Source organism: Brevundimonas naejangsanensis (genome assembly GCF_003627995.1).
Taxonomy (GTDB): domain Bacteria; phylum Pseudomonadota; class Alphaproteobacteria; order Caulobacterales; family Caulobacteraceae; genus Brevundimonas; species Brevundimonas naejangsanensis_B.
In genome coordinates, this window is record NZ_CP032707.1 from 1,129,058 (window position 1) to 1,151,107 (window position 22,050).

Annotated in this window: 22 protein-coding genes; 7 read left to right on the top strand and 15 right to left on the bottom strand. The window is 70.1% G+C overall.

Features of this window, described 5'->3' with window-relative positions; all coding sequences use genetic code 11:
- Window positions 1–297: 297 nt before the first annotated feature.
- Window positions 298–696, top strand: a complete 399-nt coding sequence (locus D8I30_RS05290) for an NtrZ family periplasmic regulatory protein (RefSeq protein ID WP_121483404.1) — start codon at window positions 298–300, stop codon at window positions 694–696.
- A gap of 158 nt (window positions 697–854) precedes the next feature.
- Here D8I30_RS05290 and D8I30_RS05295 read toward each other — a convergent pair whose 3' ends face one another.
- Window positions 855–1,517 (bottom strand): thiamine phosphate synthase, encoded by a 663-nt coding sequence (locus tag D8I30_RS05295; protein ID WP_121481811.1) that lies wholly within the window; start codon window positions 1,515–1,517, stop codon window positions 855–857.
- Here D8I30_RS05295 and D8I30_RS05300 point away from each other — a divergent pair.
- The 4 genes from D8I30_RS05300 (at window position 1,516) to D8I30_RS14920 (ending at window position 4,157) form a co-directional block, all read left to right on the top strand.
- A complete protein-coding gene (locus D8I30_RS05300) occupies window positions 1,516–2,238 on the top strand; it encodes a YggS family pyridoxal phosphate-dependent enzyme (protein WP_121481812.1) in 723 nt (240 codons plus the stop codon). The two genes, D8I30_RS05295 and D8I30_RS05300, sit on opposite strands and share 2 nt — an antisense overlap.
- A 63-nt stretch (window positions 2,239–2,301) precedes the next feature.
- Window positions 2,302–2,988, top strand: coding sequence for a response regulator transcription factor (locus tag D8I30_RS05305; protein ID WP_121481813.1), 687 nt, complete (start codon window positions 2,302–2,304; stop codon window positions 2,986–2,988).
- An 18-nt stretch (window positions 2,989–3,006) separates the two neighbouring features.
- Window positions 3,007–3,933, top strand: coding sequence for a transcriptional regulator GcvA (gene gcvA / locus D8I30_RS05310; protein WP_121481814.1), 927 nt, complete (start codon window positions 3,007–3,009; stop codon window positions 3,931–3,933).
- Between the two features lie 101 nt (window positions 3,934–4,034).
- Window positions 4,035–4,157, top strand: coding sequence for a hypothetical protein (locus D8I30_RS14920; RefSeq protein ID WP_276118871.1), 123 nt, complete (start codon window positions 4,035–4,037; stop codon window positions 4,155–4,157).
- 58 nt (window positions 4,158–4,215) lie between these two features.
- Here D8I30_RS14920 and xth read toward each other — a convergent pair whose 3' ends face one another.
- The 3 genes from xth to D8I30_RS05325 all read right to left on the bottom strand — a co-directional run bounded on the left by xth (window position 4,216) and on the right by D8I30_RS05325 (window position 8,741).
- On the bottom strand, window positions 4,216–5,013 hold the full coding sequence (xth, locus tag D8I30_RS05315; RefSeq protein ID WP_121481815.1) for an exodeoxyribonuclease III: 798 nt from the start codon (window positions 5,011–5,013) through the stop codon (window positions 4,216–4,218).
- Window positions 5,014–5,232: 219 nt separating this feature from the next.
- Window positions 5,233–5,868: a LolA family protein gene (locus tag D8I30_RS05320; protein WP_121481816.1), complete on the bottom strand. Its 636-nt coding sequence runs from the start codon at window positions 5,866–5,868 to the stop codon at window positions 5,233–5,235.
- A gap of 368 nt (window positions 5,869–6,236) precedes the next feature.
- Window positions 6,237–8,741: an FtsK/SpoIIIE family DNA translocase gene (locus D8I30_RS05325; protein ID WP_121481817.1), complete on the bottom strand. Its 2,505-nt coding sequence runs from the start codon at window positions 8,739–8,741 to the stop codon at window positions 6,237–6,239.
- Window positions 8,742–9,048: 307 nt separating this feature from the next.
- On the opposite strand from D8I30_RS05325, the gene D8I30_RS05330 reads away from it, so the two are divergent.
- Window positions 9,049–10,299 (top strand): UbiH/UbiF/VisC/COQ6 family ubiquinone biosynthesis hydroxylase, encoded by a 1,251-nt coding sequence (locus D8I30_RS05330; protein ID WP_121481818.1) that lies wholly within the window; start codon window positions 9,049–9,051, stop codon window positions 10,297–10,299.
- A 183-nt stretch (window positions 10,300–10,482) separates the two neighbouring features.
- Here D8I30_RS05330 and D8I30_RS05335 read toward each other — a convergent pair whose 3' ends face one another.
- The 6 genes from D8I30_RS05335 to D8I30_RS05355 form a co-directional block, all read right to left on the bottom strand.
- On the bottom strand, window positions 10,483–10,677 hold the full coding sequence (locus D8I30_RS05335) for a Trm112 family protein (RefSeq protein WP_121481819.1): 195 nt from the start codon (window positions 10,675–10,677) through the stop codon (window positions 10,483–10,485).
- A 155-nt stretch (window positions 10,678–10,832) separates the two neighbouring features.
- Window positions 10,833–11,492: an LON peptidase substrate-binding domain-containing protein gene (locus tag D8I30_RS05340; protein WP_121481820.1), complete on the bottom strand. Its 660-nt coding sequence runs from the start codon at window positions 11,490–11,492 to the stop codon at window positions 10,833–10,835.
- 10 nt (window positions 11,493–11,502) lie between these two features.
- Window positions 11,503–12,402, bottom strand: coding sequence for a thioredoxin (trxA, locus tag D8I30_RS05345; RefSeq protein ID WP_121481821.1), 900 nt, complete (start codon window positions 12,400–12,402; stop codon window positions 11,503–11,505).
- A 377-nt stretch (window positions 12,403–12,779) separates the two neighbouring features.
- Window positions 12,780–14,555, bottom strand: coding sequence for a tetratricopeptide repeat protein (locus D8I30_RS05350; RefSeq protein WP_121481822.1), 1,776 nt, complete (start codon window positions 14,553–14,555; stop codon window positions 12,780–12,782).
- 199 nt (window positions 14,556–14,754) lie between these two features.
- Window positions 14,755–15,117: a hypothetical protein gene (locus D8I30_RS14355; RefSeq protein ID WP_162938810.1), complete on the bottom strand. Its 363-nt coding sequence runs from the start codon at window positions 15,115–15,117 to the stop codon at window positions 14,755–14,757.
- Window positions 15,118–15,728: 611 nt separating this feature from the next.
- A complete protein-coding gene (locus D8I30_RS05355; protein ID WP_121481823.1) occupies window positions 15,729–16,262 on the bottom strand; it encodes a prolyl-tRNA synthetase associated domain-containing protein in 534 nt (177 codons plus the stop codon).
- 93 nt (window positions 16,263–16,355) lie between these two features.
- On the opposite strand from D8I30_RS05355, the gene D8I30_RS05360 reads away from it, so the two are divergent.
- Window positions 16,356–17,096 (top strand): DUF6065 family protein, encoded by a 741-nt coding sequence (locus D8I30_RS05360; RefSeq protein WP_121481824.1) that lies wholly within the window; start codon window positions 16,356–16,358, stop codon window positions 17,094–17,096.
- 100 nt (window positions 17,097–17,196) lie between these two features.
- On the opposite strand, the gene D8I30_RS05365 is transcribed toward D8I30_RS05360, so the two are convergent.
- The 5 genes from D8I30_RS05365 to metK all read right to left on the bottom strand — a co-directional run bounded on the left by D8I30_RS05365 (window position 17,197) and on the right by metK (window position 21,862).
- Window positions 17,197–17,751: a CC0125/CC1285 family lipoprotein gene (locus D8I30_RS05365; protein ID WP_121483405.1), complete on the bottom strand. Its 555-nt coding sequence runs from the start codon at window positions 17,749–17,751 to the stop codon at window positions 17,197–17,199.
- 77 nt (window positions 17,752–17,828) lie between these two features.
- On the bottom strand, window positions 17,829–18,461 hold the full coding sequence (locus D8I30_RS05370) for a LysE family translocator (protein WP_121481825.1): 633 nt from the start codon (window positions 18,459–18,461) through the stop codon (window positions 17,829–17,831).
- 124 nt (window positions 18,462–18,585) lie between these two features.
- Window positions 18,586–19,041: a translation initiation factor IF-2 gene (locus D8I30_RS05375; protein WP_121481826.1), complete on the bottom strand. Its 456-nt coding sequence runs from the start codon at window positions 19,039–19,041 to the stop codon at window positions 18,586–18,588.
- A 202-nt stretch (window positions 19,042–19,243) separates the two neighbouring features.
- A complete protein-coding gene (locus D8I30_RS05380) occupies window positions 19,244–20,473 on the bottom strand; it encodes an argininosuccinate synthase (protein WP_121481827.1) in 1,230 nt (409 codons plus the stop codon).
- Window positions 20,474–20,662: 189 nt separating this feature from the next.
- The gene (metK, locus tag D8I30_RS05385; protein WP_121483406.1) at window positions 20,663–21,862 is read right to left on the bottom strand and encodes a methionine adenosyltransferase; all 1,200 of its coding nucleotides are present in this window, start codon (window positions 21,860–21,862) and stop codon (window positions 20,663–20,665) included.
- Window positions 21,863–22,050 lie beyond the last annotated feature (188 nt).

Sequence of the window (22,050 nt, forward strand, 5' to 3'; positions counted from 1 at the left end):
CGCCGACCGAACGATGCCCACGCACGCACGCGCCAGCGACGCTCTATAACACGGCGGAAAGGGGCGATGACAAGGCGATCCGGCGCCGGGAGCGGCCGAGATGGCCCCAGTCCCGCCGTGGTGCGTGACGCGGGCGCCACAGCCGCCGTCGGAGTCGCCTGGAACCTCCACCATTGGGCCGCGTTGCGTTGACGGTGCGAATGCAGGCCATATCTTATCCCCAGTTCAGTTCAGACGTGGTCTGACGTAGTCAACGAGGGTCGGCGCCGCGAAGCGCGATCCATAGGGTGGGTGTTCATGCGTTTCGTCGCCGTCATCGCTGCAAGCGTGGGCGCCCTGGCCTTGGCCGGGACGGCGTCCGACGCCTCGGCCCAGACGCGCGGCCGCGCCCCTGTCGTCAGCCTGGCTGACGTCGCCGCCCAATCGCCCAACACGCCCTCGGCCACACAGCGTCGCGGCCTGCGCTGGAACGAGAACGGCCGCTGGGGCCTGAACTTCAACCTCAGCCAGCCCGTCGGCCGCGAAGCCGACTGGGGCGACGTCGAGGCCGGGGCCTATTACCGCCTCAGCCCGCGCCTGCGCGTCGGCGCCGCCGCCAACCTGGCCTCGCCCGAAGTCGACCCGGCCCGCGTCCCGGAAAGCAGCGACCGCCGCGCCGCCCCGCGCGTCCGCCTCGAGACCATCTTTAAATTCTGATTCGACGGCTTTCCTCCTCACTTGTGGGGAGGGGGACCGCCCCCGGGTCTCGCCTTCGGCGAGCCCGAGGACAGGCTATCGGTGGAGGGGCTTTACGACCGCGGAACCAAGCGGCCCCTCCGTCTCGTCCGCTATCGCGTCCGATCCACCTCCCCATTTTATGGGGAGGAGAAGGCCGCCTGGATCGCCTCCACCCCCGCCAGCCCGCACGCGCCCGAATCGCGCAGCGCCGCTGCGTTGCGGGCCGTGATCCCGCCTAGCGCATAGGCCGGGCAGGGGGCCTCGGCAGCCAGGGCGGCGAATCCCTCGATCCCCAGGGCCGGCCTGGCCGCCGAGGCGCCGCCCGCCGGGAAGACGGGCGACAGCACCAGGGCGTGCAGGTCGCGCGCGCCCCGCACGGCCTGACGCGAATGGGCCGCCCCGGTCAGCAGCCAGTCCGGCCGCCGTCCCGACAGGGCGTAGGCCGCCGACAGGGCCCGCTCGGGCAGGTGCACCCCGTCGGCCTCGATCCGCTCGGCCAGGGCCGCGTCCAGGCCGACCAGCAGCAGGACCCCCGCCCGGCGCGTCGCCTCGCGCAGGCGCAGGCCCGTCTCCACCGCGTCGGCGGCCCCGAAGGCGCGGAACACCACGCCGGCGCCGGCGGGCAGGCGCGCCGCCGTCTCCCACGGGCGCGGCGTGCGCGTCGGGTCGGTGAAGAAGAGCAGGGGCGGCAGGGGGCGCGGGCTGACAGGCCCCGCGCGGGGGGCTACAGATTCGGCCAGGGCCTGGGCCGTCTCCCACAGGGTGCGCGCCTCTTCGGCCAGGGTGTCAGACAGGACCATGACCGCCACTAATCCCGCTTCCCCCGCCCCGTCCATGGTTTCGTCCATCGCCGACCGCTTCGCCGAGGTGCGTCGCCGCATCGTCGAGGCCGCGCGTGCGGCGGGCCGCGACCCGGCCTCGGTGGTCCTGACCGCCGTGTCCAAGACGCAGGGCGACGCGGCCCTCGACGCCGCCCTGGCGGCCGGGCAGCGGGTGTTCGGCGAGAACCGGGTGCAGGAGGCCAAGGCCCACTGGGGCGCCCGCCGCGCCGCCCTGCCGGATCTGGAGCTGCGCCTGATCGGCCCCTTGCAGACCAATAAGGCGCTCGAGGCGGTCGAGCTGTTCGATGTCATCGAGACCCTGGACCGCGAGCGCCTGGCCGCCGCCCTGGCCGCCGCCATGACCAGGACCGGGCGCCGTCCGCGCGTCCTCGTCCAGGTCAACACCGGGGCCGAGCCGCAGAAGGCGGGGGTCCTGCCCGGCGAGGCCGACGCCCTGATCGCCGCCGCGCGTGACGTCCACGGCCTGGCGGTCGAGGGACTGATGTGCATTCCCCCGGCCGACGAGGACCCCGCGCCCCACTTCGCCCGGCTGGCCGAGACGGCCGCGCGCAACGGCCTGTCGGTCCTGTCCATGGGGATGAGCGGTGACTATGAGACCGCCATTCGCCTGGGCGCGACCCATGTTAGGGTGGGTTCGGCCCTGTTCGGGGAACGAAATCAGCCCCCTGCGACCTCTTAGGACACAATATCCTGTCCGGCGCCCTTGGCGTTCGGCCCAAGCCTCGCCATTCTTAAAGGCACTATGCGCACGCCCAAGACGATCCTGATCATCGATGACGACGACGACCTGCGCGAGGCCTTGGCCGAGCAGTTGGCGCTTCACGAGGAATTTCGCCCGGCCCAGGCCGCGACGGCGACCGACGGCGTGCGCCAGGCCAAGGAGGCCCGCGCCGACCTGATCCTGCTCGACGTCGACCTGCCCGACATGGACGGCCGCGAGGCCTGCCGCCTGATCCGCAAGGCGGGCGTCTCGACCCCGGTCATCATGCTGACGGCGCAGTCGTCGGATTCCGACGCCATCCTGGGCCTCGACTCCGGCGCCAACGACTACGTCACGAAGCCCTTCCGCTTCGCCGTCCTGCTGGCCCGCATCCGCGCCCATCTGCGCAGCCACGAGCAGTCCGAGGACGCCGTCTTCCAGGTCGGCCCCTATGAGTTCCGCCCGGCCTCCAAGCTGATGGTCGACGACAAGGGCAAGAAGGTCCGGCTGACCGAGAAGGAAACCAACATCCTCAAATACCTCTATCGCGCCGGGGCCAAGCCGGTGTCGCGCGAGGAGTTGCTGACCGAGGTGTGGGGCTACAACGCCGGGGTCACCACCCACACCCTGGAAACCCACATCTATCGCCTGCGTCAGAAGATCGAGGCCGAGCCGGGCCAGGCGCGGCTACTGCTGACCGACGCCGGCGGCTACCGCCTGCAACCGTGATCCTGGCCTGACCGCCGGATGAGCGAGCGTCGCCCGACCCCGCCGCTGGTGGCGCTTCGGGCGTTCGACGCCGCCGCCCGCCTGGGCAGCTTCCGCGAGGCGGCCGAGGAGTTGGGCGTCACCCCCGGCGCCGTCAGCCGCCACATCAAGGCGCTGGAGATGCGGCTGGGCCTGCGCCTGTTCGACCGCTTCAACCGCTCGGTGCGGCTGACCGCCGACGGCCGGCGCCTGGCCCAGGGCGTGGCCGACGCCTTCGAGCGGCTGGAGGCGGCGCTGGACGCCGTGCGCCCGGGCCGGTCGCGCCAGCTGCGCATCTCGGCCCTGCCGTCGCTGGCCGGCAAATGGCTGTCGCCGCGCCTGCATCGCTTCAGCGAGGCCAATCCCGACCTGGACCTGATCGTCTTCGCCGAGGACCGTCTGGCCGACCTGTCCAACGGCGAGGCCGACGTGGCTCTGCGCTACGGCGAAGGCCCCTATCCGGGCCAGGTGGCGCGGCGGCTGATGAGCGAGCGGCTGATCCCCGTCTGCGTCCCGTCCTTCGTCGCCGGGCGCCGGTTGAACCGGCCCGCCGACCTGCTCGACGCCGTGCTGATCCACGAGACCTGGCACGACCTGCCGTTCGCCGACCGCATGGGGTGGAAGGCCTGGTTCGAGAGCGCGGGGGTCGATGATCCGCGCGTGCGTCACCTGCGTGGTCCGCACTTCAGCCACAGCCACCTGGCGCTGGAGGCGGCCCTGTCGGGGCGCGGGGTGGCCCTGACCTCGGCGCCCCTGGCCGCCGACGACCTGCGCGAGGGGCGGCTGATCCAGCCGGTCGACCACGCCCTGACTAACAACCTGGCCTATTGGGCGGTGGTCCTGCCGGAGCGGGCGGACGAGCCCAAGCTGCGCCGGTTCCTCAACTGGATCGAGGCCGAGGCGCGCGACGATCCCGGCGTCGGGTGATCTAAGGTCAATCGACCGGGCCTAACCGTGGTTTGTCCACGGGCGGCGGGTTTCCTATCCTGACAGCGTTCGGACCTCCCCCGCCGAAAGGAACCCAAGTCATGAAACTCGTGCATCCGCGCGCTTCGGGCTTCTCGTTTGAAGCCGTCGTCGTCTTCACCGGCAGCGTCACCCTGATCCTTCTGGGCGTGCTGGCCGGCGCCAAGCTGTTGGGCGCCGCCTGAGCCGGAGACGGCGGGCGCCGACCCTCCCCCTCCCGGGCGCCCGCCGTCGCTCTTCTTCCTAGACGTCCAGGTCCATGACGACCGGCGCATGGTCGCTGGGCCGTTCCCATTCGCGCACCGCGTCCAGGATGCGGGCGCTGCCCTTGACCACGGCAGGCGTCAGGCCGGGCGAGGTCCACAGGTGATCCAGGCGCAGGCCTCGGTTCGACTTGCGGAAATCCTTGGCGCGATAGCTCCACCAGCTGGCCAGTTTGGTCGGATCGGGGATCTGGTCGCGCACCACATCGGCGAAACCGCCCGCGTCCTGAAGCCGATACAGGGTCTCGACCTCGCCGGGGGTGTGGCTGACCACCTTGGACATGAAGCGGTGGTTCCAGACGTCGTTCTCGCCCGGCGCGATGTTGAAGTCGCCGGCCAGAACCAGAGGCCGCTGGCGGTCGCGGGTCTTCATCTCGGCGGTCAGCCGCTCATAGAAGTCCATCTTGTGATCGAACTTGGGGTTCAGCGCCCGATCCGGCAGGTCTCCGCCGGCGGGGATGTAGAAGTTCTGCACCTCCACCCCTTCGACCACGGCCGAGACGCAGCGGGCGTGGCCCTCGCGGCAGACGTCCAGCTTGGGGCTGTCGACGATGGGCAGGCGGCTGGCGATGGCCACCCCGTGCCACCCCTTCTGGCCGCCGATCCGCAGGTAGGGCAGGCCCATGTCGATGAAGGCCTGACGCGGGAACTGGTCCGCGGTGCATTTGATCTCCTGCAGGCACAGGACGTCCGGGGCGTGTTCGGCGACGAAACGGGCGACCTGATCGATGCGCAGGCGGACCGAGTTGATGTTCCAGGTGACGATGCGAAGGCTCATGCGGCGGGCCTTAGCAGGTCGCCGCGCCGGGGTCTAAGCGGGGGTGAAAAAAGCGCCCGGAGAGGGCTCCGGGCGCTAAAGTTCGTCTCTCTCGCCGCCAGGCGGGGATGAATCCGTGGCGGGCGGGACGGCCGCCGCCGTCCTGTGCTTAAAGTGTCACAGCGGTCGAAAAAGGTCAAACCGTCATAATTCAGCCGCGGTCCTGCGACGCTCGCGGCCTCAGTCGCGGCGCGCGCGGCGGGTCGGATCGCGCAGCTGGAACAGGTTGGCGGCCAGGCCCGAAGCGGGCTGCAGCGTGGTCAGCTGCACCCGGGTGCGGGACCCTTGCGCGTCGGTGATGGTCCATTCCTGCAGCCGCATCGGCGAGCCGGCGAAGGCCAGGATGACCGAGCCCTCGTTGGGGCGGCGGGCGTCGCGGGCGGTGATGGCGAAGGCGCCGGAGTCCATGCGGGTGACGCGATCGATGCGCACGCCCTGGTCCAGGCGGACCTCGCGCGCCAGGAAGGTCGACAGCGGGGTCTGGCCCAGCGGCGCCTGGCGGAAGACGTTCAGGCGCGGATCCCATCGGCTGACGTTCGAGCCGTCGGCCACGACCAGCAGGCCGGCGGGGTCAGTGTATTCGAAGCGCATCTTGCCGGGACGTTGTAGCCAGAAGCGGCCGGCACGGCGCTGATTGTTCGGCCCGGTCTCGACGAAGGTGCCCTGGGCGCTAGTCAGGCCGGTCAGATAGGTCTGGGCCCGGCGCAGCACGGCCTGATCCTCGGCCGACAGCGTCGACTGGGCCAGTGCAGGGGCGGCGGCGAGCGCCAGGACGACGGCGGAGCCGAGGCCGAAGGCGCGGCGGGAAACGGTCATGTCTTTTCTTCTCCCGTTCTGAACGGTTTTCGACCCGACCACGGTGCGGGCTTCATCCGGCAGGCTGATGACGTCAGCCTGACCATATTCCGGCGCTCCGATGAAGCGGCGTTCATTTCTCCTCCCCATTTTATGGGGAGGTGGATCGGCGGCGATAGCCGCCGAGACGGAGGGGCTGCTTGGTTCCGCCGCTCTTGTTTTAGGCCGGGCGAGGTTGCTTCCGTTTCTCTTGGCGTAGGCCCCTCCACCGCTACGCGGTCCCTCTCCCCATTTCATGGGAAGGAAAAGAACGGCGCTGAAGCAGCGAGCGACCGCGTCGCGAGCGATAGCGCCCGGCAGCGCAGCTGCCGCCCTCGACGTAGCCGAGACTACATAGGCGGCGGTCCGGCCAGGACGTCGCGCTTGCCGGCGTGGTTGGCGGGGCTGACGACGCCTTCCTGCTCCATGCGTTCGATCAGGGTGGCGGCGCGGTTGTAGCCGATCTGCAGGCGGCGCTGGACGTAGGAGGTCGAAGCCTTGCGGTCGCGCGTGACCACGGCCACGGCGCGGTCGTAGAGGTCGTCGCCGGTGCCGCCGTCCTCGCCGCCCATGGCGCCGTCGCCGTCCCCGTCCGGTTCGTCGGTGATCAGGTCGAGGTATTCTGGCTCGGCCTGGGCGCGCAGGTGCTTGCAGACCTCCTCGACCTCCTGGTCGCCGACGAAGGGGCCGTGCAGGCGGGTGATGCGGCCGCCGCCCGCCATGTAGAGCATGTCGCCCTGACCCAGCAGCTGCTCGCCGCCCTGTTCGCCCAGGATGGTGCGGCTATCGATCTTCGACGTGACCTGGAAGCTGATCCGGGTCGGGAAGTTGGCCTTGATGGTGCCGGTGATGACGTCCACCGACGGACGCTGGGTGGCCATGATCAGGTGGATGCCCGCGGCGCGCGCCATCTGGGCCAGACGCTGGACCGCGCCTTCCACGTCCTTGCCCGCGACCAGCATCAGGTCGGCCATCTCGTCCATGACCACGACCAGATAGGGCATGGGCTCGGGGCGGATCTTCTCGCTCTCGTAGACCGGGCGGCCCTGTTCGTCGAAGCCGGTCTGGACGGTGCGCTCGAAATGCTCGCCCTTTTCCTGGGCCTCGCGGGCGCGCTCATTGTAGCTGGCCACGTTGCGGACGCCGAGCTTGGACATGCGGCGATAGCGGTCCTCCATCTCGCGCACGGTCCACTTCAGGGCCACGACCGCCTTCTTGGGATCGGTCACGACCGGCGCCAGCAGGTGCGGGATGCCGTCATAGACCGACAGCTCCAGCATCTTGGGGTCGATCATGATGAAACGGCACTCGGCAGGCGAGTGGCGGTAGAGGATCGACAGGATCATGGCGTTGACCCCGACCGACTTGCCCGAGCCGGTGGTGCCCGCGATCAGCAGGTGGGGCATCCGCGCCAGATCGGCGACGTAAGGCTCGCCGCCGATGGTTTCGCCCAGCGCCAGCGGCAGCAGATGGCTCTTCTTGTCGTACTCTCCCGAGGCCAGCAGGTCGCGCAGGAAGACGGTCTCGCGCTTGGCGTTGGGCAGTTCGATGCCGATGGCGTTGCGGCCCTGCACGACCGAGATGCGGCAGGCGCGGGCCGACATGGAGCGGGCGATGTCGTCGGCCAGGGCCACGACGCGGCCGTGCTTCACGCCGGGCGCGGGCACCAGTTCATACAGGGTGACGACGGGGCCGGGGCGGATCTGGTCGATCTGGCCGCGCACGCCGAACTCCTGCAGCACGCCCTCCAGCATCTTGGCGTTGGCCTTCAGCGATTCCTCGTCGACGGCGCCGCCGCGCTGGCCGGGCTTGGCCAGGATGCCCAGGGACGGCAGTTCGAACCCGCCGTCGCCGGCGAAGTCAAAGGTCTGCTGGTCGGCGTCACTGCGCACTGGCCTGGGCGCCTTGACCGCCGCCACCTTGGGCTCGACCGACTTCGGCGCGCGGGCCGAGGGCGGGGCGATGGGGGCGGGGGCCGCGTCTTCCCACGGCGGGGCGTAGGCGCCGGTCTCGTCCTCGTAGCCGTCTTCATGGGCGTCGGCGGGGGGCGCGAAGGCGGTCTGGCCTGGGGCTTGAGGCGCGATGGGCGGGCCGTCGGCCTCCATCTCGTCGCTCTCGGGCAGGCGATGGCGCGGCTTGCGGGCGGGCGGCGCGGCGGCTTCGGCGACGGCGCGCGGGGCCTTGCCGGGTTTGGCGGCCTTGGCGGGTTTCGGCCCCTTGGCGGCGCGGGCCTCGGCGCTCTTCTGGGCGGCCCAGCCGGCGGTGTCGGTGAAATCGCGCAGGCGCAGGCCCACGGTGTAGGCCAGGCTCCACAGCGCCAGCGCCAGGAACAGCAGGCCCAGAATAATGCGCGCGCCGGGGACCTTCAGGGCGCCCAGACCGTTGGCGGCCAGGCCCGTGACGGCGTCGCCCCACAGCCCGCCCATGCCCGCCGCCAGCGGCCATCTGGCGGGCGCCGCCGGGGCCGACAGGGCGGCCGACAGCAGCAACACCCCCGCCACGGCGGTGAAGGTCTTGAACGGGGTCGGCTGCAGGCGGTGCTGCAAGGCGTCGCCGATGGCCACCGCGAGCCCAAAGGCGATCAGCAACAGGACGGCGGGCCAGGCCGCCAGCCCCAGCGACTGCATCACCAGGTCGGCGAAGGCCGCGCCGGTTCCCCCCAGCCAGTTGGTCGGCGCCTGGTTGGACGCGGCGTTCAGACTGGGGTCGGCCGGGTTCCACGAGACCAGGGCCACCAGCAGGAGGGCGGCCAGCATGGCCTGCAGCACTCCCCTGAAGCGCACGGCGAAGGGCGCCGCCCAGACGATGCGGGCGGTGCTCCAGACGCGCTGGCCGAGCGCGAGGGCGGCGGACATGCAGGCGGACCTCCTAAAGCGGGACTCCGAACCCTTGTGCCGCCGATAAGGTTAAAGGCGCATTTACCAGGGCGGGTGAACAACTGCCTGGTCGGAGACGGTGAGGGCGCTTTGAGCGGGTGAGCCGCCTCGGCGCCCGGCGGCGTCTGGGCGCCCGGCTCAGGACGTTGGGAAGTCTTTTCGTCATCGCTTTTCTGAGCTTCGCGGCGTTCGCAATGCTGTTGCTTGCCGCTCTCAATCGTTGGGGCGCGTGAGTTGCGACTTCTGGCCGCTGGACGCGCGAGCCTATCGGCGCGACACAGGCGAAATGGCTGACACCGATTACGACATCATCATCGCCGGCGCGGGCCTGGTCGGGGCGACATTCGCGCTGGCGGCGGCGCAGGGCGGGCTGAAGCCCGTCATGGTGGACCCGCAGCCGTTCACCGCCCAGCTGGCGCCGACCTTCGACGGGCGGGCGACGGCCATCTCCTACGCCAATTTCCGCATGCTGAAGGCCCTGGGCCTGGGCGAGGCGCTGGAGCCGTACGCCTGCCGCATGGATCGCATCCTGGTGACGGACGGCCGTCGTCCGGGCGCCGCCAGCCGCAAGCCCTCGGCCGCCTACATCCGCTTCGACGCGGACGAGATCGGTGATCGCAACGGGGGCGAGCCCCTGGGCTATATGGTTGAGAATCGCCGCCTGCGCTCCGCCCTGGCCGAGGCCGTCAACGAACGGGGCCTGGAGGTCCGCGCCCCCGCCGCCGTGGCCGGCGTCACGGCGGGGCCGGGCCTGGCGACGGTGACGCTGAAGGACGGCTCCACCCTGTCGGCACCCCTGGTCGTCGGCGCCGAGGGCCGCAACTCCACCGTGCGCCGGGCGGCGGGCATCGACGTCTTCGGCTGGACCTATCAGCAGAGCGGCGTGGTGTGCACGGTGCGCATGGAGCGACCGCACGGCAACGTCGCCCATGAGTATTTCCTGCCGGACGGCCCCTTCGCCATCCTGCCGCTGACGGAGAACCGGGCCAATCTGGTCTGGACCGAGAGCACGCGGCGGGGCGAGGCCCTGCGCGCGGCCTCGGACGAGGCCTTCCACGCCCATCTGACGCGCCGCTTCGGCGACTTCCTGGGCGGGCTGACGATCGAGGGGCCGCGCTTCGTCTATCCCCTGTCGCTGCAACTGGCCGAGGCCCTGAGCGCGCCGCGCATGGCCATCATCGGCGACGCCGCCCACGGGGTGCACCCGGTGGCGGGGCAGGGGCTGAACCTGGGGCTGAAGGACGTGGCCGCCCTGGCCGAGGTGCTGACCGAGGCCGCGCGCCTGGGCGAGGACATCGGCTCGGAGCTGGTGCTGGAGCGCTACGCCCGCTGGCGCCGGTTCGACACGGCGGCCCTGGCGGCGGGCTTCGACGGCTTCGTGCGCCTGTTCTCCAACGACCTCGCCCCGGTGCGGTTGGCCCGCGACCTGGGCATGGCGGCGGTCAACCGCGTCGCCCCCTTGCGCCGCGCCTTCATGCACGAGGCGGGCGGGGCGACGGGGGACCTGCCGCGGCTTCTCCGAGGAGAAGCGCTCTAAGAGAGGCCCTATCGCTCGCGCCGCGGGCGCTCGCTGCTTGAGGGCTTCTCCTCCCCATGAAATGGGGAGGTGGATCGGACGCGATAGCGGCCGAGACGGAGGGGCCGCTTGGTTCCGCCGTCGCTAAGCCCCTCCACCGCTTCGCGGTCCCCCTCCCCATTTCATGGGGAGGAAAGGGCAGGCTCAATCCAGCGGGCGGGCGTCCTCGGCCAGCATGATCGGCACGCCGTCGCGGATGGGGAAGGCCAGCTTGGCGCCGGCCGAGACCAGTTCGTTGCGCTCGCGGTCATAGGTCAGGCGGCCGCGCGTGACCGGGCAGACCAGCACCTCCAGCAGGCGGGGATCGACCGAGACGGGGGTGTTGAAGGCGTCGTTCATGATCTTCTTTAGTTTCCTATCGTTCGCGCCGCGGGCGCTCACTGCTTGAGGAAGTTTGGCCCTATCGCTCGCGCCGGGGGCGCTCGCTGCTTGAGGGCGCCGGGCGCCCAGGATGAAACGGTTGCGGCGTGTTTACCGCCGGCGTTTCCTCGGCGCTACTGCATCGCTGGTCCGTGGTCGTCGTCGTCGGGGGCGGCGGCCTCGATGCGCAGCAGGGCGGTCAGGGCGGCGGCGCGGTCGTTCAGGGTCAGGGCCTCCAGCAGGGCCTGTTTCTCGGGCGGTTCGAACGGCAGGGCCATGGCCAGGCTGTTGATCAGCGCCTCCTGCGGCGCGGCGCGGGCCGTGTCCCAGTCGATGTCTAGGCCGCGCGCCGAAAGGTAGGGGCGCAGGGCGTCGAGGAAGGGATCACGGTCGAACATCTCGGACGGATCGGGCGCCTGCAGGTCCGCCTCATAGGGCAGGAAGTCCGCCCGCACCTGGCGATAGGGGGTGCGCACCGACATCTCCGCCGCCACGTCGAAGCGGCAGACCCCGGTCAGGGTGATCAGATAGCGCCCGTCCGAGGTCTCGGCGAAGCTGGTGATCCGCCCGGCGCAGCCGACCCGGGCCAAGGTCGGCTGCGGGCCGGCGCCGCCGACGGGCTGGATCATGCCGATCAGGCGGTCGCCGGCCATGGCGTCGTCGACCATGTTGAGATAGCGCGGCTCGAACACGTTCAGCGGCAGCTGGCCCCGCGCCAGGAGCACGACCCCCGGCAGGGGGAAGACCGGGATCACCTGGGGAAGTTCGCTGGCCTTGACGTAGCCCTGAGCCATGGTCGCCCCGTCAGGAGAAGAGGATGGAGGACAGGCGTCGCCGTCCGTCGCGGGCGACCTCGCTGGTCGGGCCGGCGGCCTCGAACACGGTCAGCAGCTGCTTGCGCGCCGCCTGTTCGTTCCACTCGCGGTCGGCCTGGACGATGGCCAGCAGGTGATCGACCGCCCCCTTCAGATCGCCGGCCGAGGCCAGGGCCTGGGCCAGGTCGAAGCGTGTCGCATGGTCGCCCTTGTCGGCGGCCAGCCTGGCTTCCAGCTCGGCGGTCGCGCCCGTCGGGGCGGCCGAGGCCAGGGACAGCTGGGCGCGCACGGCCTGGACCGCCGGATCGTTGGAGTCGGCCGGAGCCATGGCGATGGTCTGCATCGCCTGTTCGGCGTCGCCCTCGGCCAGATAGACGCGGGCCATGCCGGCGATGGCCTTCTGGTTGTCCGGCTCCATGGTCAGCACATGGGCGAAGGCCTGGGCCGCGCCGCCCAGGTCGTTGAGGGTCAGGGACTCCTCGCCCAGGGTCAGCAGCTGTTCGACGTCGGTGTTGACGCCCTCGCCGCCGGTCAGCTTGTCGATGAAGGCCTTGATCTGGCTTTCGGGCACGGCGCCCTGGAAGCCGTCGACCGGCTGGCCGTTGACGAAGGCGTAGACGGTCGGGATCGACTGCACCCGCAGCTGGCCCGCGTAGGCCGGGTTGGCGTCGACGTCGATCTTGACCATCTTCACCGCCCCCTTGGCGGCGCGCACGGCCTTCTCCAGCGCCGGGCCCAGGGTGCGGCACGGGCCGCACCAGGTGGCCCAGAAGTCGACGATGACCGGCTGATGCTTCGAGGCCTCGACCACGTCCTGCATGAAGGAGGCGTCCGTGCCGTCCTTGATCAGGTCAGGCGGGGTGGTCAGCGACGGGTCGGCGAAGGTCATGGTCAGGTCCGCATAGGGTCGAAGAGAGATAACGGATCAGATGGCGTCGGGATGCCTCGCCATCAAGCGGGAAGTGCGCCTAGCCGCGAGGCGGGCGGGCCGGATGAAGAAAAACAGAGTCCAATTCGTCTGAATCGTCTGAAATCCGACGGACGAGAGGGGCTGATCAGTTTGGCATAGCAGATCGGTGCGACAGAAGAGGTCGCGGCCGCCTAAGCCCTCCCCCTCGATGGGGGAGGGTTGGGTGGGGGTGGAGGCAGGAGGCGTCCAAGAAGGTACGGAGACGCCAGCGCCTCCTGCGGCCATTTCGCTGCGTAGCGCCCACACCCCCATCCCCGCCCTTCCCCCATCGAGGGGGAAGGGAGCGACAGGGGAGCCTACAGCCGGTCCATCCGCAGCCAGCGGGCGTCGCCCAGCCAGGCGGTCCTGAGAGCGCGTTCCGCCGCCGCCGCCTCGGGCGCATGGCCTTGCGCGGCCTCGGCGCGGGCCAGGCCGTAGAGGGCCCAGCCGTTGTTGGGGGTCTGGGCCAGGGCCAGGCGGAAGGCGTCGGCGGCCTGGTCCGGGCGCCCGGCCTGGTAGAGGGCCGCGCCCAGCGACTGATGCACCGGATAATACCAGTAGGGCGGCTCCGTATAGGGCAGGGCGGCTTCCAGATCGGCGGCGCGGCGATAGTGGTCCGCCGCCTCGGCGGGACGGCCGCGCGCCGTGGCCATGCGCCCGCGCGCCACGGCCTCGGCCAGGGTCAGCAGGTCGGGCGCCGGGACGCCCTGTTCGATCATGTCGACGAAGCGGTCCGACGCGCGCAGGGCCGCCAGCTGCGCCAGCTCGCGGTCGAAGCCTCTCTGGTTCCTGAGCCGGGCATAGGCGACGGCGCGGGCGTAGTGGCGCATGGCGGCGGCGTAGGGCAGGCGGGCGTCCGGCGCGGGGGCGGCGAGGATGACGCGCGGTTCGGCGAACTGGGCCAGGGCCTGATAGGGGGCGGCGTCGATCAGCTGGACCCAGGCGATGCGGGCCGAGGTTTCGGGGTCCAGCACCGTGCGCAGGCGCCGCGCCTCGTTGACGGCGGTGTCCATGTCGCCGGCCATCTGGGCCGAGGCGACGATGAAGTGGATGTTGTGCGGATAGTAGCCGTAGCGGACCAGGCTCTCGTCGCCGGCGTCGCGGATGAAGGCCTCGTCGGCGCGCGCCGCCGCCACATTGACCCGGATGGAGTCGGCGTAGCGGCCGCGCCGCATATAGACGTGGCCCGGCATGTGGACCAGGTGGCCGGCGCTGGGGGCGGCGGGAGAGGCCAGCCGGTCGGCCGCAGCCTCGGCCCGCTGCGGATCGGACGCCTCCATCAGGTGGATGTAGAGGTGGGCCGCCTGCACCTGGCCGGGGGTGCGGGCCAGCACCGCCTCGATCAGGCGGATGGCCTCGCCGATGCGGCCGATCGGGGTGCGCTGGTCCGCCTCCCAGTACTTCCATGGCGTGGTGTCCATCGCCGCCTCGGCGGCCAGGACGGCGATGTCGTCGTCCTCGGGAAAGCGGCGGGCGACGGCCAGCATGGCGTCGGCGTAGGCCGCGTCGAGCGCGGCGCGGTCGGCCGCCGGATCGCGCGAATAGCGCAGGGCCAGGGCCTCGATCAGGGCCTGCTCGCGCGGCGAGGCCCCCTGGCGCAGGGCCATGGCCCGGTCGCTGGCGGCCAGGGCGGCGGCCCGATCGCGGTCGTCCATGGGGGCGTTGATGTTGGGCCCCAGCGCCAGGGCCTCGCCCCACCAGCAGGCGGCGCAGCCGGGATCGCGGCCTTGCGCCTCGCGGAAGGAGCGCACCGCCCCGGCGTGGTTGAAGCCATAGGCGAACATCAGCCCCTGGCTGAAATAGGCCTGGGCCTGGGGATCGCCGGTGGTCGCCTGGAACGGCGAGGCCGTCAGGTCGGGATAGAGGGGGATGGGCCGGGCCCGGCTGGCCGGAGCGGCGACGGCCGAGGCGATCAGCAGCTCGCGGGCCAGGGCGGCGCCGACGGTCCTCGGCCCGCACAGGGCGGCGAACAGGTCGGTCGGGGCCAGGGTCGCCGACGACAGGGGCGCGGACGACAGGGACGGCGCGCCGCTCGAGCCCGCCAGAACCAGGCCGGCGCCGCCGACGGCGAAGGCTTTCCACGACACACTCATGCACCGTCCCCCTTTGCGGGTCCGAGGCCGCGAACGAGCGTCGGCGCGACGCGGCGCAGAGATGAAGAACGGCGATATTATTCGCTGTCGCGCCGCTTAGACAGAGCGATTCAGGGAAACGGGACTTTCCCGCGCCCGAGTCCGCCGAAGCGGACTGATGGAAGGTCCGCTAGGGGTGGAAAGCGGACTCCCGACGGATTTAGTTTGCGGGTTTCATAGGCTCCCGCCAGTCGGCGACGATCAACGGCAAGTGGGCAAAAGAAGAAACCAGCGACTCCAGAGCGGATCGGCACCCGTGGTCGAGCGAAGCGCCGCCATACAGGCCAAAGGTCACGCCCGACGGCGTAGCTTCGGACCCGCCAAAGCAGGCCATCGGTCGCTTGCCGCTGGGCGTGGGCGCTAACGATGCACGACAGCTGAGCTCAAGCTTCGTGTCGGAGATCGCCCACACGACCCGGATACGCAGATCCGGCCTGTTCTCTACAGGCGGCGGCATCTGGTCGTCGCGGCATTCACGTGTATCGAGCCAAAGCGTTGTCGTGCCCAGTCCGGGAATGTCCATATCGGACCGGATCCAGCTATCGTCCGGCGAGGCCAACCGAGGCCTGCCTGGGTCCATGAATGTGACGGTCGCCGCAAGAGGTTCGTCCACATCTCGTTGCCCGTCGGGGCCCCTGAGACTGATCCAGGCCTGATAATAGGCTGACGGAGTCCCTCGGCCCACTTCTCCGAGTCGAACATAGGAAGCGCGCGGCACGAAGTATCGCACCCCGCCCGACTCGACGACGCGAGACACCTCCCTCTCAGATGATTGCTGAAGTTCATGGATTTCTCTGCCCGTAAGCGCCGCGGCCGCTTCGGGCTCGGGCGTCTGCGCCTCGCAACCTGAAACACCCAGCGCCAGCGACAGCACACCGGCTATAAGGGCACCAAATGATGCCCGTGGACGGCATGGCCCGTCAGTCGCGCGCTCGGCGTCTCGGGTGCCACTTGGGCCGCGCGTTACAGTGAAACCCATCAACGTTCCGTCCTAGGGTGCGCGGACAAAATCTCGGGATGGTCCAAGATGAAAACCCTCAAGCATCGCGAAGGCAAACCGTGCATGTCGTGCTGAACGTCCGCAATGGGTCGAAAGAAGACGTCGGCTTCAACCCTTGAACGCGACGTTGGCGCTCAATCCAGGGCGTCGAAGTCCACCACGATCGGCTCGCGGTCCAGCAGGGCCAGCACCCTGCGGAAGGCGGCTTGATCGAGCGCGGTGGTGGCGGTGTTGGTGAGCGGGTGGAAGTTGACGACGGCCGCCTCCCACAGGCGCCGGTCGAGCACGAAGGTGACGCGGCGCTCCGTGTCGTTGATCAGGCCCAGCGCCGTGACCGAGCCGGGGCGGACGCCCAGCGTCTCCCACAGCAGGGTCTCATTGCCGAAGGACAGGCGGTCCGAGCCCATGGCGCGGTGCGCGCGCTTCAGGTCGATGACGGTGTCCTGGGCGGCCGAGATCAGCCACAGTCGGCCCTTCTTGTCCTTGAGGAACAGGTTCTTGGTGTGGACGCCGGGCAGGGCGGCCTTGAGCTCCAGCCCTTCCTCGACGCGGAAGACGGCGGGGTGGTCGTGGGTGGTCTGTTCGATGCCGTGTCCGGCCATCCAGGCCAGCAGGCGGGCGCGGTCGAAAGCGGGAACGGTCAGGTCGGCGGCGGCGATGGCGGTCATCTCGGTCTTGTCGGGCGGGCGGCGGGGACGATAGGGGAGGATAGACAGACCCTCGTCATCACCCCCCTGTTCGTCAAGTTTGGGAGCCGCGTCTTGGAACTGGAATGCTATCCGATGAACGCCCGGCCGTGCGACCTCGTGCCGGGTCGCCAGTCACGCAACTGGATGGACGCCTTCGCCAGCCGTCACCCTTACCGCTGCCTGCCGCTGACCATGGCCAACACCACGGGGTGGGAGATCCTCTGCCCCTTCGGCTTCACCGCCGAGTGGAACGGCGGGCCGCGCCAGGACGACATCAAGATCACGCCCGACCGGCCGCAGCCGGAGCTGGACCACTTCGTCACCTCCCACTTCTCGCGCGGGGTGCTGACCATGCACCCGCAGTATCTGTTCCGCACCCCGCCGGGCTGGGGCCTGATCGCGCAAGGCTCCCCCAACCACGTCAAGGACGGCATCCAGCCGCTGACGGGCCTGATCGAGACGGACTGGCTGCCCTTCCCCTTCACCATGAACTGGATCTTCACGCGGCCGGGACGGGTGAAGTTCGAGAAGGGCGAGCCCTTCTGCTTCATCCTGCCGATCGAGCACCGCAAGGTGGAGCAGTTCGAGCCGGTGATCCGCTCGCTGGACTCCAATCCGGGCATGAAGGGGCAGTTCGAGGCCTGGAACCGGGCGCGCACCGACTTCAACACCCGCCTGGCCTCGGGCGATCCGGACGCGGCCAAGGAGGCGTGGCAGCGCTTCTACTTCAAGGGCGAGGTGCCAGAGGCCCTGGGCTCCGCGCCCGCGACCCACTCCAACAAGCGCCGATTGAAGAACCCGCGCCTGGGGTGATCGATGCAGCAACGCCCGCCTCCGTCGCCGGAAGCGGGCGTTGTCGTTCTCGGCGGCGCTCAAGCAGCGTGCGACCGCGTCGCGAGCGTTAGCGCCCAACTTAAGAAGCCGGACGCATGACCCGGGGCCCGAGGTTGCGCATGACCTCGCGGGCGTCGAAGGCGTTCATGTCGCCCGTCGGCTTGGCGCCGCGGCCCATGACGATCTCGGCCGTGGCCTCGTAGCGGCTGACCTGGCGGATATCGACGTCGCGGCGCCAGTAGGGATCCCACGCGCTCCAGTAGCCGCCGCGGTAGAAGCGCCACGACGGCCCCCAGAAGGGGCTGTAGCGGTCATAATAGAAGGGGTCGGGCGTGGTGTAGTAGCGGGTGTCGCGCTCGGTGGCGCGGTTGACCGTGGCGAACCAGTCGTAGCCGTTGTCGACGGTCAGTTCGGCCGAGCGCAGCAGCAGGGACATCTCCACCTGATCGCGCGAGGTCACCGAATTGCCGGAGAAGCTGACGCGGAAGCGATTGGCCTCCAGCCGGACTTCGGAATAGCCGCCGCGCTCTCCATTGTAACCGGCGGGCTGGTAGGGCGTCGCCGTCGCGCACGCGCCCAGGGCGAGGACGCCCGCCAGGGCCACCAGCACCGGGGTCTTGCGAAGCTTTGTCATGATCAAATCTCCTTGAACGCTCACAGAACGCTCGTCGATGTGAACGAGAGGTGAAAGGCCAAGTTCCCGGCGCCGCATCACAGACGCGAGACGATGAGAACCGCGGCCAGCAGCAGAAGGCATCCCACCACAATGCCGAAGCCTTTGCGAAAGCGCGGCGCGGTCATCTGTCGCGCCAGGGCCGCCCCGCCCAGGCCGTAGGCCGACATGCCGATGACGTCCAGGCCGATGGTGCCCAGGGCGAACAGGGCCAGCTGGGCCGCCGCCGGACGGTTGACGTCGATGAAGGGCGGCAGGACGGCGGTGAAGAAGAGGATGGCCTTGGGATTGGCGATCTGGACCATGAAGCCGTCGACCACGGCGCTGCGGCCGCGCCGCACGGCGATGGGATCGGGCTGGGCCTCGGTCTTGAAGGCGCCGCGCAGGGACTTGATCCCCAGCCAGGCGACATAGAGGGCGCCCAGGACGGCGATGACGCGGAAGGCGTGGGGGAAGGTCTTGACCAGGGCGCCCAGGCCCAGGGCGGCGGCGCCGAACCAGACCAGGGTGGCCGCATTCATGCCCAGGACGGCGGTCAGGGCGGCGGCCTTGCCCTTCTCCATGCCGGTGGCGACGGCGAAGAGGTTGGCCGGGCCGGGGGTGACCGCCATCACGGCCATGACGCCGAGAAAGGCCAGATAGAGGTGAGGATCGACGGGAAGCGAGGCCATGAGGCCCCCTTTCCGGCGCGCCGGGCCTCAGGTCAAGCGCGGGTCGCGGGGACGGGGCGGTCGGGCCGAGGCGGGCAGGCCGCCTCGGCTTTGCCCAGGGCGTGACGCGCCCTGGCGGCGGCGTTTAATCCGCGGCGGGCGCGGGGGCCGCCAGGGCGGCGGCGATGGCGGCGCGCACCTGGCCCGGCACGGCGCGCAACTGGGCCGGGGCGGCGTCGGCGGCGGCCAGGATCTCGTCCTTCTGCTCGGCGTTCTCGGACTTGTCGGCCATCAGGCGCAGGAAGGCGGCGTAGTCGTCGGCGAAGGCGGCGAACTTCGGCTCATACCGGTCCAGGACGGCGTCGGTGCGGCTCTTCTTGGTCGCGGCGTCCAGGCCGGCGTCGTCCATCAGCGCCTCGAGCTCGGCGCCCATGCGCGCGGCTTCGGCCTGGAAGGCCTCGCCCTTGGCCTGGAAGGCGGCCTCTTCCGCCGAGGGGGCGGGCGCCGCGGCGGCGGGCGCGGCGGGCGCGGCCTCCTGGGCGAGCGCGGGCGCGGCGCAGACGGCGAGGGCCGCGGCGGCGGCGAGGGTCAGGCGGTTCATGGAGAAAGCTCCGGCAGGGGACGGCGAAGACCGTCGAAAGACACACGCCGGCCGGTCGACCGGAGAGAGGCGGCAAGGTGGCCTCGCCCTGGCCGGAGCGCAAGCGCCGGCTTGCGGCGAAAATGACAAGAGGCCGGGCGACCCTCGGATCGCCCGGCCCCTCGGAAGGCTTGGGATGGGAAGGGCCGATCAGCCCTTCGGCTTAGCCCTTCTGGCCGTCCCGCTTGGCCAGGACGCGCAGGCGCAGGGCGTTCAGCTTGATGAAGCCCTCGGCGTCCTTGTGGTCATAGGCCTGGACGCCTTCCTCGAAGGTCACCAGGTCCTGGTCGTACAGGCTGTTGGCGCTCTCGCGGCCGATGACGGTGACGTTGCCCTTGTAGAGCTTGACGCGGACGGTCCCCGACACCTTCTGCTGGCTGAGGTCGATGGCGGCCTGCAGCATCTCGCGCTCCGGGCTGAACCAGAAGCCGTTGTAGATGAGCGAGGCGTATTTCGGCATCAGCTCATCTTTCAGGTGCATGGCGCCGCGATCCAGGGTGATCGACTCCATGCCGCGGTGGGCGGCCAGCAGGATGGTCCCGCCCGGGGTCTCGTAGACGCCGCGCGACTTCATGCCGATGAAGCGGTTCTCGACCAGGTCCAGGCGGCCGACGCCGTTGTCGTGGCCCAGCTGGTTCAGTTTCGTCAGCAGGGCGGCGGGCGACAGGGCCTCGCCGTCGATGGCGACCGGGTCGCCCTTCTCGAAGGCGATGGTGATGACGGTGGGCGTATCCGGGGCGGCTTCCGGCGAGATGGTGCGCTGGTGCACGAACTCGGGGGCCTCGACGGCCGGGTCTTCCAGCACCTTGCCCTCGGACGAGGAGTGCAGAAGGTTGGCGTCGACCGAGAAGGGGGCCTCGCCGCGCTTGTCCTTGGAGATCGGGATCTGGTGCTTCTCGGCGAAGTCCAGCAGGGCCTCGCGGGACTTGAAGTCCCATTCGCGCCAGGGGGCGATCACGCGGATGTCGGGCTCGAGCGCATAGTAGCCCAGCTCGAAGCGGACCTGGTCGTTGCCCTTGCCGGTGGCGCCGTGACAGACGGCGTCGGCGCCGACCATGCGGGCGATCTCGATCTGGCGCTTGGAGATCAACGGACGGGCGATCGAGGTGCCGAGAAGATACTGGCCCTCATAGACGGTGTTGGCGCGGAACATGGGGAAGACGAAGTCGCGCACGAACTCTTCGCGCAGGTCGTCGATGAAGATGTTCTCGGGCTTGATGCCCAGCTTCAGCGCCTTCTCCTTGGCGGGGGCGAGCTCCTCGCCCTGGCCCAGGTCGGCCGTGAAGGTCACGACCTCGGCGCCGTATTCCTCCTGCAGCCACTTCAGGATGATCGAGGTGTCCAGCCCGCCCGAATAGGCGAGGACGACTTTCTTGGGGGCGGGCTTGCTCATCGGTCGAAGAGTCCTTTCAGGAAACGCATGCCGGAAGGCGGGGGGAGGCGAGTTTGGCGCGCTTAAAGGACCAGACGCGCCATGATGCAAGAGCAGGATTGAGGCCGCGGCCCCGGATGCCAAGAAGGCGCCCCGGCCGAAGCCGTGGCGCCCTCTGGTTTGGCGTGGGTTTTCAGACGCCTGAACGGCTCAGCCGGCCAGGGCCTTGAGCTGGTCGACCAGGTCCGTCTTCTCCCAGGAGAAGCCGCCGTCGGCGTCGGGCGTGCGGCCGAAGTGGCCGTAGGCGGCGGTGCGGCGATAGATGGGCCGGTTCAGGCCCAGGTGCTCGCGGATTGCGCGCGGCGAGGCGCCGCCGATCAGCCGGGGCAGTTCGCGCTCCAGCACGGCCTCGTCGATCTTGCCCGTGCCGTGCAGGTCGACGTGGACCGACAGGGGCTTGGACACGCCGATGGCATAGCTGATCTGGATGGTGCAGCGGTCGGCCAGGCCCGCCGCGACGACGTTCTTGGCCAGGTAGCGGCAGGCGTAGGCGGCCGAACGGTCGACCTTGGTCGGGTCCTTGCCCGAGAAGGCGCCGCCGCCGTGCGGGGCCGCGCCGCCGTAGGTGTCGACGATGATCTTGCGCCCGGTCAGGCCGGCGTCGCCGTCGGGCCCGCCGATGACGAAGGTGCCGGTCGGGTTGATGTGCCACTCGGTCTCGGCGGTGATGAAGCCCTGCGGCAGCACCTTCTCGACATAGGGCTTCACGATGGCCGCGACCTGGTCCTGGCTCAGATTGGCCTTGTGCTGGGTCGAGACGACGATGGAGGTCGCGCGCACCGGGCGGCCGTTCTCGTAATAGAGGGTGACCTGGCTCTTGGCGTCGGGCTCCAGGCCCGGCTCGGTCCCGGCGTGACGGGCGTCGGCCAGGGCCTTCAGGATGTTGTGGCTGTACTGCAGGGTGGCCGGCATCAGCTCGGGCGTCTCGTTCGAGGCGTAGCCGAACATGATGCCCTGGTCGCCCGCGCCCTCGTCCTTGTCCTCGCCGGCGTCGACGCCCTGGGCGATGTGGGCCGACTGCGGGTGCAGGTGGTTCTGGAACTCGAACGTCTTCCAGTGGAAGCCGTCCTGCTCATAGCCGATGTCGCGCACGACGCCGCGCACCGTAGCCTCGATCTCCTGCTGAACGCCCGGCGCCCAGTTGCCCTCGACGTCCATGATGCCCTGGCCGCGGATCTCGCCGGCGATCACCACCAGATTGGTTGTCGTCAGGGTTTCGCAGGCCACCCGCGCCTCGGGGTCCTTGGACAGGAACAGATCGACGATGGCGTCCGAGATCTGATCGGCGACCTTGTCGGGGTGGCCTTCCGAGACGCTCTCGGAGGTGAAGAGGAACGACGAACGGGCCAAGGCAGGCTCCTGCGTGACGAAGACGCCGCCAGACATATAAAGATATGCTTATACGTGCAAGGCGGCTTCTCGGTCTTCGGGCGGGTCGAGGCGGCGCGTGGCGGGGGTGTCCGAGGGGGCGCTCATGGGGCGGGCAGGGGGTTGCGTCATTTTATCCGGTGTGGCAGCGGATTGTCGTCCTCCCCGGA